The organism is Candidatus Hydrogenedentota bacterium, assembly GCA_035416745.1.
Lineage (GTDB): Bacteria > Hydrogenedentota > Hydrogenedentia > Hydrogenedentales > SLHB01 > UBA2224.
Genome location: DAOLNV010000001.1, coordinates 177039 through 191130 on the forward strand (window position 1 = coordinate 177039; position 14092 = coordinate 191130).

Annotated in this window: 15 protein-coding genes and 1 tRNA gene; 6 read left to right on the forward strand and 10 right to left on the reverse strand. The window is 60.2% G+C overall.

The genetic code is table 11. From position 1 onward, the window contains the following. Positions 1-80: 80 nt before the first annotated feature. The 7 genes from PLJ71_00730 to PLJ71_00760 form a co-directional block, all read right to left on the reverse strand. The gene (locus PLJ71_00730) at positions 81-2783 is read right to left on the reverse strand and encodes a DEAD/DEAH box helicase family protein (protein ID HQM47176.1); all 2703 of its coding nucleotides are present in this window, start codon (positions 2781-2783) and stop codon (positions 81-83) included. Between the two features lie 9 nt (positions 2784-2792). Further along, complete coding sequence (locus tag PLJ71_00735) at positions 2793-3770, reverse strand: carbon-nitrogen hydrolase family protein (protein HQM47177.1); 978 nt, start codon at positions 3768-3770, stop codon at positions 2793-2795. A 60-nt stretch (positions 3771-3830) separates the two neighbouring features. Further along, positions 3831-4046, reverse strand: a complete 216-nt coding sequence (locus tag PLJ71_00740; protein ID HQM47178.1) for a hypothetical protein — start codon at positions 4044-4046, stop codon at positions 3831-3833. 171 nt (positions 4047-4217) lie between these two features. Beyond that, positions 4218-6152 carry a methyltransferase domain-containing protein gene (locus tag PLJ71_00745; protein HQM47179.1) on the reverse strand — a complete coding sequence of 645 codons (1935 nt, stop codon included), beginning with the start codon at positions 6150-6152 and terminating at the stop codon, positions 4218-4220. 97 nt (positions 6153-6249) lie between these two features. Further along, on the reverse strand, positions 6250-6537 hold the full coding sequence (locus PLJ71_00750; protein HQM47180.1) for a hypothetical protein: 288 nt from the start codon (positions 6535-6537) through the stop codon (positions 6250-6252). A 129-nt stretch (positions 6538-6666) separates the two neighbouring features. After that, complete coding sequence (locus PLJ71_00755; GenBank protein HQM47181.1) at positions 6667-7194, reverse strand: hypothetical protein; 528 nt, start codon at positions 7192-7194, stop codon at positions 6667-6669. A gap of 175 nt (positions 7195-7369) precedes the next feature. Beyond that, a tRNA-Leu gene (locus PLJ71_00760) sits at positions 7370-7456 on the reverse strand. A 236-nt stretch (positions 7457-7692) separates the two neighbouring features. Here PLJ71_00760 and PLJ71_00765 point away from each other — a divergent pair. From PLJ71_00765 to PLJ71_00790, 6 genes are all read left to right on the forward strand, one after another. Next, complete coding sequence (locus PLJ71_00765) at positions 7693-8871, forward strand: cellulase family glycosylhydrolase (GenBank protein HQM47182.1); 1179 nt, start codon at positions 7693-7695, stop codon at positions 8869-8871. Positions 8872-8956: 85 nt separating this feature from the next. Then, positions 8957-9892 (forward strand): GNAT family N-acetyltransferase, encoded by a 936-nt coding sequence (locus PLJ71_00770; GenBank protein ID HQM47183.1) that lies wholly within the window; start codon positions 8957-8959, stop codon positions 9890-9892. An 83-nt stretch (positions 9893-9975) separates the two neighbouring features. Then, the gene (locus PLJ71_00775; protein ID HQM47184.1) at positions 9976-10893 is read left to right on the forward strand and encodes a hypothetical protein; all 918 of its coding nucleotides are present in this window, start codon (positions 9976-9978) and stop codon (positions 10891-10893) included. A 28-nt stretch (positions 10894-10921) separates the two neighbouring features. After that, positions 10922-11545, forward strand: a complete 624-nt coding sequence (lepB, locus tag PLJ71_00780; protein HQM47185.1) for a signal peptidase I — start codon at positions 10922-10924, stop codon at positions 11543-11545. A gap of 214 nt (positions 11546-11759) precedes the next feature. Beyond that, complete coding sequence (locus PLJ71_00785) at positions 11760-12458, forward strand: rhomboid family intramembrane serine protease (protein ID HQM47186.1); 699 nt, start codon at positions 11760-11762, stop codon at positions 12456-12458. Between the two features lie 21 nt (positions 12459-12479). Further along, positions 12480-12848, forward strand: a complete 369-nt coding sequence (locus PLJ71_00790) for a J domain-containing protein (GenBank protein ID HQM47187.1) — start codon at positions 12480-12482, stop codon at positions 12846-12848. A 13-nt stretch (positions 12849-12861) separates the two neighbouring features. Here the strand turns inward: PLJ71_00790 and PLJ71_00795 are convergent, their stop codons facing one another. The 3 genes from PLJ71_00795 to PLJ71_00805 form a co-directional block, all read right to left on the reverse strand. Next, a complete protein-coding gene (locus tag PLJ71_00795; protein ID HQM47188.1) occupies positions 12862-13275 on the reverse strand; it encodes an STAS domain-containing protein in 414 nt (137 codons plus the stop codon). Next, positions 13272-13706: an ATP-binding protein gene (locus PLJ71_00800; protein HQM47189.1), complete on the reverse strand. Its 435-nt coding sequence runs from the start codon at positions 13704-13706 to the stop codon at positions 13272-13274. Before PLJ71_00800 ends, PLJ71_00795 begins: the two co-directional genes overlap by 4 nt. Positions 13707-13825: 119 nt before the next feature. After that, positions 13826-14053 (reverse strand): hypothetical protein, encoded by a 228-nt coding sequence (locus PLJ71_00805; protein ID HQM47190.1) that lies wholly within the window; start codon positions 14051-14053, stop codon positions 13826-13828. Between the last annotated feature and the right edge of the window lie 39 nt (positions 14054-14092).

The window sequence follows — 14092 nt, forward strand, 5'->3', positions numbered from 1 at the left end:
TGTCGTAAGTATACGCGGTAACCTGCTGAAAAGCAACTATCTATCGTGGGCGTTCTGGGCGTTCGGCAGCGCGCGCGACGTTATTGCCATTGGCTCAGGCGTTTGGTTTTGCGCAGGAACCGGCTCGAGAAGGCGCGGGCACGGGCTTTAAGCAGGAAAGCGCGGCCCTCGGGGTTGCGGGTGTAGATGAGGTTGCCCTTGGCGACGCGGCGGTTCCAGCGACGGTGGAAGATGGACGCGCGATCCTTGTTCATGCCCAGAATGATTGGGACGGCGTGGTAGTCCTTCTTGAGCCCCCTGCGCCGGGTAATGAGGTAGCGGGGGTTTTCGATGGGCCCGAGGATCTCGTTGAGGGCATCGGAGAACACGGACTGTTCGTAATAGGTTGCGCCGGCGAGATAGATCTGCCACTCGCCCTCTTGTTCCCGGGTGATGACTTTGAGGTGCCGCCGCTCGGTCTCGATACAATCTGTTTCGCACAGCGCATCGAGCAAAGCGACGCCGATCTGTTTGATGCTGCCATCCACGGGCAGGTGGCGGAGCGAAGTCAGGAGCGCGCGCAACGTCTTGGGCAGGGCCCAAACGAAAGCACCCAGGAACAGGAGCAGGACGGCTATCCCGCCCCCCTCGCTCCGACCCTCCACAAAAGCCCGCGCAGGCCCTTCGAGAACATAGGCGGCGGTGGCAAATGCCGCGCCCGCCTGCACCACGAGCCATTTGAGGGTGTTGGCGAAGTGGACCAGCCGGAACGAAGGCGGCTGCGGGGTCTGCAGTGTGGGAACGACGCGCTGCTGCTCGCCCCGCTCGATGGCTTCCTTCCAGCGCACCTGGAGATTGTCGCGGTCCTTTTCGAGGCGATGAGCCATTTCCTCGTTGTTCGCCTCAATCCCGAACTGGACCATGGTGGTGGCCAAGAAACGGGACGAGCCGGGAAGTCCCAGGCGTTCGATGCCCGCTTCGATGACGGATTTCTGGCAATGCAAGCCGGCGAACGTCTGGAAACGTTCTGCTAACGATGCGTAATCGGAGATGCCGGAAACCAAGCTGGGCGCAATGGCCGCGAGATGCCAGATGCTGGCCGTTTTGCCGGCATCCGTGGGGTCCACGCGGATGGCCCGCCCGCGCATCTGGTTGGTCATGACAAACGCCCCGATTGCGGTGGCGAGGATCAGGGAGTTGACGGAGGGGCAGTCCCATCCTTCGCCAAGCAGGGCGCGGGTGCCGGCCAGCACATGAATGGTTCCGTTTTGTAGAAGCGCCGTGAACGCGCTGGTCAAGTCGTTCAGTTTGCCGGCAACCTCCACGAAATCGCCCGCGAAAGCCATGTCGCGGAACCGTGCATCGGGGGCGTATTGGGCCAAAACCGGTTCCAGCGACCGGTGGGCGACGGCGATGCGGCCGGTGAGCAGAGCCAGGCGGGGACGGTCATGGAATTGAGCGGCTTGTACGAGTTCACAGAACACTGGCCATGCCCCCAAGGTGTCGCTCGCGGTTTCCATGTTCACGGCGCTCTCGTAACGGATGAAATCCGTAAGGATGACCTGGCGCAGGGCATCGCCGCGGATGCGCCGCTCCAATTGGTAGATTTCGGCGCAGCCAGCGACCTTCTCGGACGCGGTGGCGAGGCAACGTTTGACCGGGCGCGATTCGTTCAAGCGCACTTCGCGGCGGTAAAGCAGTTCGGCCGCCCGCAGCGCGCGCGCGAGCTCTTTCTGGTAGGACTGCTGCTCTTCGTTCAGAACGAAACTTGTGTGAAAGAGAAACCCTTCGACCAGAACGTTCCACCAGTGACGGTTCATGTCCGGAAGGTCGTGCGGCGAGGTGTCCAGCGCTGTGAGACAGTGTTTCGGCAACGGTTTGTTTTGCAGTTTCCGGAATGCGAGCAACGCTGCCAGCAGCTCGACGTCGTCGAGCATGACGTCAATGCCGGTGTTCTCGCCGGTCATCCAGGGATGATTGAGAACGGGCTCAACGAACAGCGGCTCCGCCAGGAGGCTCCGGATGGTCTCCTCGACGGAGGCATCGTAGGCGGCCACACGCTCGCGATTGCTCCCCCCGAGCCGGACCAGCCACACGTAGTCCTGATGCGGACACAGGTTGTTGGCGCGGACGAGTTCCGGGACGGAGATCTCCTCGTCGATGGGACCGCACAGCTCCTGGTAACGGCGCCATTCGACGCCGGCAGCGCCGTAGGGAGGCGTGGCGGTCAGGCAGATGAGATACACGTCGTCAATTTCGCCCACGATGTCCTGGAGCGCTTTCCACCATTCGGAATGGAGATGATGCGCTTCGTCGAGGATAAGGGTTCCAAACCCGGCTTTCTTGATGCGTTCGGCGGTGCGCTTGACCTCGCTTTTGTCGGGCGCGCCGGTTTTCGCTTCTTCGTCCTCGTCTTCCCCGGCGATATCCTCGCGGTAACTGGTGTGCAGCGCCTGATAGGTGATGGACGTCAGGAACGCGGGTTTGTCGAGATCCCGGCTGACCCACGGGATATCGGGTGGCGCATCATCAGGGAGGAAATCGCCCAGCCGCAGGAGCCACTGGTCGCGGATGGTGCGCGTGGGCGAGAGAATGAGGCACGGGCGGCCGATGCCGCGAAAAACCTCGAGTCCGAGGGTGGTCTTGCCCGCGCCCGGCGCCGCGACCAGATGCAGGCGCCGGTCGTCGAGATGGCGCTCCACCGCCTGGAGCACCCGCGCCTGATACCCACGCCAGGGAAACCTCAGGGAAAGCGTGTCGAATTCCGCGGGGTGGTTCTCTGCGGCACTTCTTGGCACTGCCATTGTAGACCTCTACCGCTCCGCGGCATTGTATGGGTTGCCCATTCCGTCGATGCGTTCGAAGATCTCTTCTTTGTCCGTGTCGGTGATTCTGCCATACCTGTGAGGCCGGCGGTAGGCGTTGCCCCAGATGGTCTTCGCCCGTTTCTCACGGATAGCGTCGAGGTCGAAGGGTGCGAGATAGAGACCTTCGGATGCGCCCGCGTGCACGACGACCTCGCCCGCCGCGTCGTACGCCACCGATTGACCGTTCATGTGGGGCGCCGGGTAGTTAGTCATAGCGACTCCCACGGCGTTTTCGACCGCACGGATGCGGAACTGCTGGAGGCGCATGTCGTCAAGTTTGCAGCAGTTGGGCGTGAGGATGATCTCGGCCCCGTTGAGCATGAGGATGCGCGCACTTTCCGGGCTTTCGCGGTCGAAGCAGATCATCGCGCCGATCTTGACGGGACCGTTTTCGGTGTCAAGTTCGGCTACAGGCCAGTCGTCACCGGGGGTGCAGTTGCGTTCCATGGGTTTAAAGTCACTGGTGTGGACTTTCGCGTAGGTCAGGACCTGTTTGCCGTGGCGGTCGAACAGAGACAGCGTGTTGCGGGGTGGCCCGTCCCATTTCTCGAGGTAAGTCACACCAATGGCGATTTCGAGTTCCTTAGCGAGATCGGCGAAGTGCCGCACCCATGCACTGTCCCGGCCGATGGCCTGGGCTTGCCATTGCGCGATGGTCTCTGGTTCCGTGCCGTCGGGACGCGTATAGCCAATGCTCCAGATCTCCGGCATGAGGGCCAGGTCTGCCCCCATTTCAGCGGCTTTCTGGCAGAAGAAGCTCGCTTTCTTCAGGTTCTTCTCCTGGTCGTTTCCGTGGGACTCCATTTGAAGCAGAGCCACAGTGAATTTGCCCGGAGACAGCTCCAAGTCCTCGGGCTGAGCAAGAGGAGCAACGACCAGCATGCTTATTATAATCAACAGGATAGGCCGCGTGATGAGGCTCACGGTCTTTCTCCTCAAGGCGCGATAACGCCCGATACTCCGAAAATTGGCCGCAGTCGCGTGCTAGTCCTCCGATGATTTCATGATGGCGATGGACAGGACGATAATGGGCAGGCTGTGCAGCAGGATGCTGAGCGGGCTAGTAATGTTGTAGACGAGCATCATGCTCTGGCTGCCGCCCATCCCCACGACAGGAAGGAATCGCACCAGATACTGGATGAAGTTGAGACCAATGCCCATGCATGCCAGTATGAGTGCCAGTCGTGCAGCGGATTTCATCGCCATCCCCCTCTGTATTGTCGCGCGGATGCGCGCGAAGCGCCCTACCCTCAATCTCTCGAACACGAGGCCATTGTAACGAGGATGGGGAAGGCTGGCAAGAATGAGATGCGCCGGGTAAATAGAAAGCGATGGGCGGCCGGGGCCGCCCATCGCGAACGGGCCGGGTCTCTATGCTGAGTGAGCAGCCATTTCGGGGATGGCGATCCCGGCGGCCTGGTAGCGGCTCTGTGCGGCTTCCAACACAAGCCGGAGCAGGTCGGCATATTTCATGCCCCCGAATCCCGCCATGTAGTTGAGTTTCCCGTCCCAGCACCATCCCGGGTTGGGATTGACCTCGAGGAGCTTGATGCGGCCCTGCGCGTCGGCGCGGAAATCGAATCGGGCGTAATCGCGGCATTCAAGGCGCTCGAACAGCGCGAGGGAGTAATCGTTCAAAGAACGTTTGGTGGTTTCGCCGATGTCGGCCTCGTGGTAATGGATCTCGTTCCAGTAGGGCGATTCGGGGATCCATTTGGATTCATAGCCGAGAATCGGAGGCAGTCCCTCGGGCAGACCGCTGTAATCGACTTCGAGGACCGGCAGGACAGTGAAATCGAAGCCGGGATTGCCGATGATGCCCACGCTGTATTCGGGACCGGTCAGGAATTCCTGGACCAGGACGGGCCGTCGCGGGAAGTTGCGGCGAAGGCCTTCGAGGTAGTCGATCAATTCTTCCTTGGTATGCACCACGGCGTCTTTGGTGATGCCCTGGCTGCTGTCGCCAAAATTGGGTTTGAGGAGCGCCGGGAACAGCGACGGCAGGGTAGCGGCCTGGTCGTCGGGGCTCGAATAGGTTTCGAGCGGCACGGGTACCTCGAGCGACTGCGCGATGGAGCGCACCAGTGCTTTGTTGTAGCACATGCCGAGGCATGCGGGGGCGCCGCCGGAATAGGGGATTCCAAACAGCTCAAGCAGCGCCGGCACGTGCAGTTCCTTGAACGGGTCGTTCTTGAACCCTTCGTCGCACAGGTTGAACACGAAGGGGGGCCGTTCCCTCTCGAGAGAGTCCAAAAGGCTTTCGTGGTCATCCCAGAACGAGAATCTGTATTCCTTGAGCGAGGCGAGCGCCTCTTTCATCCGGCGCACGGTCTCGATGTCTTCGGGGTTGAACTGGCCTTCCCGTTTGACGTCGTCGGGGAGGCGCGGATCGCCGAGGAGCACGGTTACGTCGCGGAAAAGAGGGCCTCTGCGCGTGACCCGAAAGCGGGGTCCGGGAGCCGTGGCGACGATGAAGAGGCGTTGAGCCATCATGCCGAGGTCCTGTTGGCGGTCGGAATCGGTCACGGGTGCGTCTACACGGTTGACGTCGATGAAACCGGCGGTGCGCAGGAGTTTCTTGAGGTCTTCGCAGGTGTAAAGCCGTTCGGCGTAGAACTGGTCAGCGATAACGCCGCGCTCGACATGCGTCACGACTTCGCGGGTGATGAGACGCACTTTGTCGCTCGCGAGGGCGCGTTCCCGGCAGACGAAGTGGTTCTGGTCGACCCATTCCCAGCTTCTGGGCTCGAAATGCGCGCGCATCCAGTCGCCGTCGGTCACGTCAAGCAGGACCTTGCCGCCGTCTCGGAGTACGCGCAGCACGGCGCGCAGCACGGCCAGGTCGTCTTCTTCGCGTTCGAAGTACCCGAACGAGTTGCCCATGATGAAGACGCAATCGAACGAGGACTCGGGGAGCCGGAACTTTCGCGCGTCGCCTTCTCGAAAGGTCACCTGAATCTTCTTGCGGTCGGCGCGGCGCCGGGCCAGGCGCACCAGGTGGCGCGAACGGTCGATGCCGGTCACACTCTTATAGCCGCGCCGTGCAAGTTCCATGCTGTGCCGGCCTTGACCGCAGCACAGGTCGAGAATGCGATCGTCGGGGTCGATGCCCGTGGCCGCGATGAGTTGATCCACGTCCTGGATGGTATTGGTTTCGTTCTCGACGACATCGCCGTCCGTCTTCAAGTAGAGGGCTTTGAATAGAGTTCGCCACCAATCGCTGGGAAGATGGCGTTCGAGGTCGGAGACAGGTCCAAGGGTGCGTGTGCCTTGTCCGTTTGAATTTGTGTGGTGGTTGTTGTTCATTTAGATGCTTCCTTAACCAATCAACGTGTTTTTGCCAGGTTTCTGTGGGCTTGGATGGATTCGGTACATGTCTCAGGCAGAGACGGAGACCGCCGGCCTAATGCGGCATCTCGGCGGTAGCGGAGAGATTGGTGAACTTCAACGACGAAAGTGTTCTATCGGCTCTCATGATCATCTTGACGATGGGCTCATGGAGAAAGCCGTTAAAGGCCTCACGGCTTTGTCCGTCAAGCGATGTGATGTCTCGGCCATCGTCGTTGCTGGCGCGGAATAACCAGCTCTTGCGGTAAACTCTCTTATCCCGCATCTCGGCTCCCCGGATTTCCGATGTGGCGATAAAACGTTGCAGGCCTTGAACCTGCACGTTCGCCCTGGTTCGAGTCATTTGCTTCTCCCTGGGCCCTGGCTTTCCAGAACGCAAAATATTATACACACATACTTTTTGTTTGTATCCACATTTTTTTGGAGGGAGCGGGAAGCGTCCCGGAACGCGGGAGACGCCGCGGCATTTCGACTAAATATTGTAGTCGGCTGCGCCCCGGGAAACAGACACTCTGCTTACCGTCATTCTGTCTCTGCCAGCGGATTTCCACGATCTGCCGGTCCATTCGTAGGTCACGGAGAAGCTGCTGGCGGCCAGCTGGGTTTCCCAATCGGAGTAGTGGATGCGAAGCCGCGTGGCGCCAAGGGGCTCAATCTCCATTCGGAACATGAAACCGTTCTTGAAACCTACCATCTCACCGTTTCGGAACATTTTAGATGCGGCCGGAATTTCATCCTCGGTGAGGTACACGGTGTATTTCTTTCGCAGGCGCGCCAGGACCTTCTCGGTCAATTGCGGCAGCGCGTTGTCTTTTGGGGAGATGAACATGCACCAGGAGAACTTCGTCCCCTTCACCCAATGAGTATGTTCAGGGGTGTTGTCGAGGACCTGCTTCGCCAGGCCGTCGAAATCGGATTCGTCCGGAGGGCGGACGGGTCCGCCATCGCTCGCGCACGACGCCAACAGCAGCAGAGCCGCGACGGTAATGGCATATCGCATGGGAGTAATCTCCTCGCGCCATAGGGCCAAAAGGTGACTTCCTCGCCGAAAAGCATACAACTACGAAACCATGGTAGTCTGGATGAAAGGCCCGTTCAAGGTAGCGGCATCGGGGCTGTTGGAATAAAAAAACGCCCGGCGAAGCAGGATTATCCGCCAGGCATACATGTCGCGATGGTGCCGGAGGGGGGACTCGAACCCCCACACCCTTGCGAGTACATGGCCCTGAACCATGCGTGTCTACCAATTCCACCACTCCGGCGGCGTGCTCTTTCTAATCAAGCCAAAACATGGTAGCGCACGCCGATGGGCCGGGTCAAATCAAACGTGCTGTTGCCAGCACAGAGGTACTAGGCATGCAGAGCGGCGGGCGTCCAAGGAGTCTGAGAGGACCCCGAGCAGGGGTCCAGTTTCGAGCCGGGGTTGGGGCTTTCTTGAGGGGTTCGTGGCGGGATCGTATGCTGTGTCGCGTCAGAAGAGCAAAGGAGGAAGTGCACGGTGAACAGAATCGGCGTTCTAGCGGCATTGTGCATGGTGTGGGCCGCGGGAGTCCGCGCGGCGGAACAGCCGCCGGGCCTTAGTGTCAGCAAGGAGGGTGTCCTTCTGAAAGACGGTCAACCGTACCGGGGAATCGGGGTCAATTATTTCAACGCATTTCTGCGCCGCGTGCAGAATCCTCAGGATACGAGTTACCGGGAGGGATTCAAGACGCTTTCCGGGAAGGGGATTCCGTTTGCCCGGTTTGCGGCGTGCGGTTTCTGGCCGGTCGAGTGGCGCCTGTACCGCGAAGACAAGGAAGCCTACCTGAAACTGCTGGACGATGTAGTGCGGACCGCCGAGGAGGCAGGGGTCGGTCTCATTCCCAGCATGTTCTGGTTCGATGCGTGCGTGCCCGATATCGTTGGGGAGCCGCGCAGCGCCTGGGGCGACCCCGAGAGCAAGACCATCGCGTTCATGCGCCAATACGTGGCGGATGTCGTGCCGCGCTACGTGGATTCTCCTGCCATTTGGGCGTGGGAGCTGGGCAATGAATACGATCTGGCGGCGGACCTTCCCAACGCGTCCACTCACCGCCCCTATGTGCTTCCCCGAATGGGCACGGCCAGTGAGCGCACCGAAAGAGACGACATGACCACCGAGATGCTCGTGTCGGCCTGCCGCGAATTCGCCAGAGCGGTCCGGCAATATGATTCACACCGGGCCATTACGACCGGCAACAGCCTTCCCCGGCCCGCGGCCCATCATATGCATACAGAGGGGACCTGGACGCACGACACGCGCGAGCAGCTTCAGCAGCGCCTGATTCTGACAAGTCCGGACCCGGTCAATCTGGTCTCGGTGCACGTGTATCCCTTCGACCGTGAGGCGCGCTTCGATGGGCAGCCGTCCTACGAGGAGATCCTGTCGCTCGCCCTGGCCGCCTGTAAGGGAGCGGGGAAGGCGCTGTTTGTAGGCGAATTCGGCGCGGCTGATGACGGAAAACACGGCGGGCCACAGGGGCCGGAACATGAGAATCGCGCCGTTTTCGACGCAATAGTGGCCAGCGGCGTGCCGCTCGCCGCCATCTGGGCCTATGACCTCGAGCAACAAAAGGATACGTTCAGCATTACGCCCGACAATGACCGCGCATATCTGCTGGACCTTGTCGCGGAGGCAAACAAGCGGATGAATCCGTGACGGGGAATCGGCGCCGCGCCCCATGCATGAGGGGCCATTGATGCCGCCGCACCCCCGGCGCTTCTCCGCAAGGAGTGTAGAAGCCGTGCGTATTCGGACGATTCTCACGCCTCCCGGCAATTTCTCCGAGTTCATCCGCGACATCGCGCAGGGTTTGACCCAACTGTACGGACCTGCCGCGGGGGATGCGTACCGGCGGATTGCGCCGAAGGCCGTGGAGGCCACGATGCGTTCGCCCGAGGTCCGCACCTATTGCGCCGAGGTGGACGCAGAGGCAGTGGGTATCGCGATGGCACTGTGCCAGAACGACAGGGGCCGGATACCATTTGTGCACGTATTGAAGCGCTTCTGGGGAACGGGTGTTGAAGACCGCCTCATCCGGGAGGCAGTAGAGCCCCTGCGCAGGGGCGGGGTGAGCGCAATCGCTTCGGAATGTATCCCGTTTTGTGACTTGGACTTACGTAAGACCTTCGAGGATTTGGGATTCCAGGTGTTTCCGCGTCAGCTGATGAGTGCCGACACGCAACTGCTTGCAAACATTGGGACGGGGGTGTCGCGTTCGGCCCCATGCGGTCCGTTGGACCTGCGGGGCGCCGCGGAGACGATCGCGGCGGCCTACGAAAACCATCCGGAACGTGAGCTGCATCCCGAAGTGCAAGACGCGCCCTCAGCGGAAGACTACATCCGCAGCACGCTGCAGGGCGCTTACGGCGCGTGCCATCCGGAGTACGTGCGGGTGCTGCGTGGGTACGGTCGCATCCTCGGTGTGATCGTGGGCTGCGAAGTAGCACCCGGCGCAGGCTTTGTGCTGCAGGTGGCCGTGCACCCCGATGCTCAGAAACACGGTCTGGGGAGCGTGCTCATTCAAGACCTTGCGACGTGCTATTTTAAAGCGGGCATGAGGAAAACAGGCTTGGGTGTTACGGTTTCGAATCCCGCGCGCAACCTGTATCTGCGTCTGGGATTCGAGCCGCTGCGCGACGTCGACGCGTTCGTATGGATTCGCCCCTGCCAGGCATAGCCGCCGATGTTGCCGGCGGGACTTGCCGGCGTGCTATAGTGTGATGAAGCGCAGCAGGCGCCGCATTATGGGAAGCGAAAGCCATGAGAAGAAACTTGCTTGCAACATTTGTTCTGAGCTTTGTATTCAGTGCGGCAGCCATTTCCGCGGACCTTCCTCCGGCGCTGTCGCACATGGAGGCGCTTGCCGGTGATGAGCAGCGTCTGGCGGCTGCGGTTCGCGACTTCGACCGCCAGCAGTGCCGCCTGGCCCAGTGGGATATGGACCTCGCCGAGGAATTGGCCATGGCGGGAGATAAGGACCTTGCACAGGAGACCATGGAACGGGCGAAAGATCGCCTGACCATGGTCCAGCAGGCTTACAATTACGTGCTGGAACGGTATCCCGATAACGGCCGCGCTCTGACGTATTATGCCGAGTTGCTTTACGACTACCAGGGGGACCACGCAAAGGCGATCATGCTGTGGAAAAAAGCGTCCGCGCTCTACCCCGAATTGAGCGAACCGTTAAACAATCTGGCGCTCCATTATTGCCATACGGGCGACTTATCGATGGGGCTGGCCTATTTCGATAAAGCGCTGAAACTCGAGCCCAACCACCCGGATTACCTCTTCAACCTGTGCCAGATCTACCTCACGCACTTTCCGGAGGTGGCAAAACGCAACAAGTGGAGTCTCAAGAAGGTCTACCGCACGGCCATGAAAATGTCGAAGAAGGCGGCTGAACTCAGCAATGAGTACGAATTGATTCAAGACTACGCCGTGAATTTCTTTGCTGCTCAGAATTTCCAATTGGAGGCCGACTGGCGGGAAGCCGCCCGTGCCTGGCAGTGGGCGCGGCAGAAAGCGCGCACGACCGACGAGGAATTCTATACGTGGCTCAACGAGGCGCGCGTCTGGATTGCGGATGGGAACAAAGCGAAGGCCCGTGAATGCCTTGATGCGGCACTCGCTATTCGCCCCGGAAACGACGTCGCCACGAACCTGCTGTCCAAACTATGATCCGCACTATCCTGGGAACCTGAGCACCATGACTCAAGAACGGCGAATCTCCCGTGTTCGTTATACCTTCTATGTGTTCATCATCTGCTGCTCGACAGTGATCTGTTATTTGGGCTTTTTCCGGGGCATGCGGTTTTTCGCGGTGCCTTCCGATTCCATGATACCCACCCTGTACCGGGGCGACTACCTGCTCACGCTGAACGCGCCGGAGTACCAGCGGGGCGACCTTGTCGTGTTGAAAGACCCGGCCCGTGACGGGGGCAACCTCGTCAAGCGGATCATCGGCGTGGGGGGGGACATGGTGGCCATTCAGGCCGGCGCGCTCTTTATCAATGGCAAGTACGCGTCTGAACCGTATACGAAAGAGCCCATGGTCTACGAAGTTTTTCCGCCGGTCACGGTGCCCCAGGGGCGCGTATTTGTTCTGGGCGATAACCGCAACGACAGCGAGGACAGTTCGTATTGGGCCAATGCGAAGGAAGACCCTGGAATTTCGCCCGAGCTTCGGGCCGATCCGACGGTTTCGGTGGACGATATTATCGGCAAGGTTCGTTATATCTATCTGCCCGTGTCGAGATGGGGCCCGGTGGCTTCCTATCCGTTGAGCGCCACGCTTGCGGAGCGGCGGGCCTCACAGAACGCCGCCCCGTAAGCCGCGCAAACGGGCGGCCTCCCTCGCGCTTGTGTCTGCCGCGCCAATATGTCAGGCTATATGTCGAGTCTGCGGCCGGCAGAGTGCGTCTCTCCGCCGCGGACGGGCAAGAACGCTAGACCAAGCACTTATGAGCGGCTTTTCCTACACATATGAGCAGCGCACGGGTCCGCCGGGCGGTCGCATTACTTGGGCGGTTCAACGGATTCTGTTGTTGACGTCGGCCGTGTTTGTGGTCCAGTTGCTCGTACACATCTTTGAGCCGTTGGCGGTAAGAACGTCACACCCGTATGCGGCGCCGGGGCTCGAGCTTCTTCACTGGTTTGCCTTCGACTCGTCCACTTTCCCGTGGAACGGGCTGATCTGGCAGCCCCTGACCTACATGTTTCTGCATGGCGGGCTACTTCATCTGTTTGGCAACATGCTGTGGCTGTACGTTTTCGGGCCCGATGTCGAACGTGTCCTGGGTACCCGGCAGTTCTTGCGGTTCTATCTGATTGTCGGCTCGCTGGCAGTGCTGGCGACGCTGATCATGGCGCCTTTCTGGGGCGGGGGGCCCGTGATCGGGGCGAGCGGCGCCACGATGGGCGTGCTGGTCGCGTTTGCCGTTGTGAACCCGGACCGCGAACTGATGTTGTTCCCGATTCCGATACGCCTCACGGCGCGGGCCCTGGTGTTGGTTGTCATCGCGCTCAACATCATGTCGACGCTTGGCGAGGGCGGCACATCGGTCGCGACGCATTTCGGCGGGTTGGCCGTTGGATACGGTTACATGAAGCTAATCCCCTGGTGGCGCACTTTTCGCCGGCGGCAGCGCCGCAAGGTCCAGAGTTCGGAGGACCCGATGGACGCCATCGGCCAGGCTGTGGACAATATCTTCAGCTACGAGAAGGAAAAGCGGCGCAGAAAATAGGCGCTCGAGGAGCGGAGGCACGTGTTCGGCTTCACCAGTCCCAGCGAGATGATCATCGTCGTTCTGATCATCGTGATCATGTGGGTCACGGGACTCTGGCCGGTTGTGATTCGCGGCATCCGGGAACTGCGTGGCGAGCGCGTGGACGAAGGCGCCTCTCAGAACCAGAACCGTTCGCGCCAGCAATCTAACGCGGCTCCTCCGAGCCGGGACTACGACCTCTGTTACAAAATGTTGGGGATATCGCCTTCGGCGCCATGGGAAGAGGTCGAGAAGGCCTACCGGCGCAAGGCAAAACTTCACCATCCCGATCATGGGGGAGATGAAGATACCATGCGGGCGCTCAACGAGGCGTACGCGCAATTGAAAGCCGTCAGAGGCCGGCGCTAGCAGCGGGGCGGTTCTAGTCTTCTTTGGACAGACGGGACCACGCATTTTCCCGTTCGGCGATCTCGAGCGAACGCTCGAAACGTTTCAGGGCCTGCTTATAGTCGCCGTAAATCGTGAATACTTTGTCAAGGTTGGTGATTTCAAAGACTTTGCGCACATCGCTCCTGAGTCCGCACAGGCGCAGATTTCCCCGCATGTTCTGAATGGTCTGGTTGACGCGCAGCAACTCGGTCAGGACGGCGCTGGACAGATATTCGACGTTTTCAAAATCGAGCATGAGGTTAACGCCGCTTAGTTTCTTGAGAAAGTTGAGTATTTCGTTGCCGAACTGGGTGACATTCACGGCATCCAGTACGCTCGCCGCGCCCACACGCCCCACCGTGATGTTGTCCACGATCTCAAAGGTGACCAAGGGAGCGTCGTTCATGTTGCGCCTCCTCTGCACAGGCCGTTCCGCCGCATTCGCATTTCCAGGCAATGTGTTCGCGGGTCATAGTTTACGCTATCCATGCAATGACGAATAAGACAAATGCCCCGGCCGTTCAATTCCGTGCACGGCGGCAATGTTATGTCATCGGGATCAAACCCGGTCCCTTCGTCGCATACGCGGATGCAGCAAATGTCTCCGGGCGCTTCACGCGTCATCTGGATGCGCACCTTGCGGGCGCCGTCCGACTGATTTCCGTGGGTAATGGCGTTTACAATGGCCTCCTCGAGACAAAGCCGGGCATAAAAGACCTGGCCGTCGTCAATCCAGCCGTCTTGAAGCAAAGCATTCAGTGCATCCTGTATCGCGTCTCCCAGCACGTCGAGCGTACTGGGGAATTCCGCACTGTGAAAGACCGCGTTTTCAGCCACGACGGATTATCCAGATTCTCACTCCGAATACTACGCCCTGTGTGCCAGCCGCTTCAGCATACCACACCAGGGTTATGAATCATAGAACGCCGAAGTGGGGCGCGGATAATCCTGCCCGTTCAGTCGAGGCAGGGGTCCACGAGGGTCTTCCGCCACGGCCCGTCGAGTTTCTGGGATGCGCGGAGTTCGCGCGCCACGAGCAGGGCTGGCTCAAACAGCAACGGCGCAATAACCTCGGAAACGCCCGGTTCAGTGACCAGCGCAAGGAAACAGCGCGGCCTTGCGGCGTCCAGGGCTGGATATCTGAGATATCCCCGGCAGGCAGGACGGGCACGCCGGTTGCGCATTCCGCCGCCAGGACATGGTACAGTGGCTCTCATCGCTTG

Excerpts from the sequence above, each read along its gene's own strand:
- PLJ71_00730 (HQM47176.1), bottom strand. The coding sequence starts at position 2,783 with ATGGCAGTGCCAAGAAGTGCCGCAGAGAACCACCCCGCGGAATTCGAC.
- PLJ71_00740 (HQM47178.1), bottom strand. The coding sequence starts at position 4,046 with ATGAAATCCGCTGCACGACTGGCACTCATACTGGCATGCATGGGCATT.
- PLJ71_00745 (HQM47179.1), bottom strand. The coding sequence starts at position 6,152 with ATGAACAACAACCACCACACAAATTCAAACGGACAAGGCACACGCACC.
- PLJ71_00750 (HQM47180.1), bottom strand. The coding sequence starts at position 6,537 with ATGACTCGAACCAGGGCGAACGTGCAGGTTCAAGGCCTGCAACGTTTT.
- PLJ71_00755 (HQM47181.1), bottom strand. The coding sequence starts at position 7,194 with ATGCGATATGCCATTACCGTCGCGGCTCTGCTGCTGTTGGCGTCGTGC.
- PLJ71_00775 (HQM47184.1), top strand. The coding sequence starts at position 9,976 with ATGAGAAGAAACTTGCTTGCAACATTTGTTCTGAGCTTTGTATTCAGT.
- lepB (HQM47185.1), top strand. The coding sequence starts at position 10,922 with ATGACTCAAGAACGGCGAATCTCCCGTGTTCGTTATACCTTCTATGTG.
- PLJ71_00795 (HQM47188.1), bottom strand. The coding sequence starts at position 13,275 with ATGAACGACGCTCCCTTGGTCACCTTTGAGATCGTGGACAACATCACG.
- PLJ71_00805 (HQM47190.1), bottom strand. The coding sequence starts at position 14,053 with ATGCGCAACCGGCGTGCCCGTCCTGCCTGCCGGGGATATCTCAGATAT.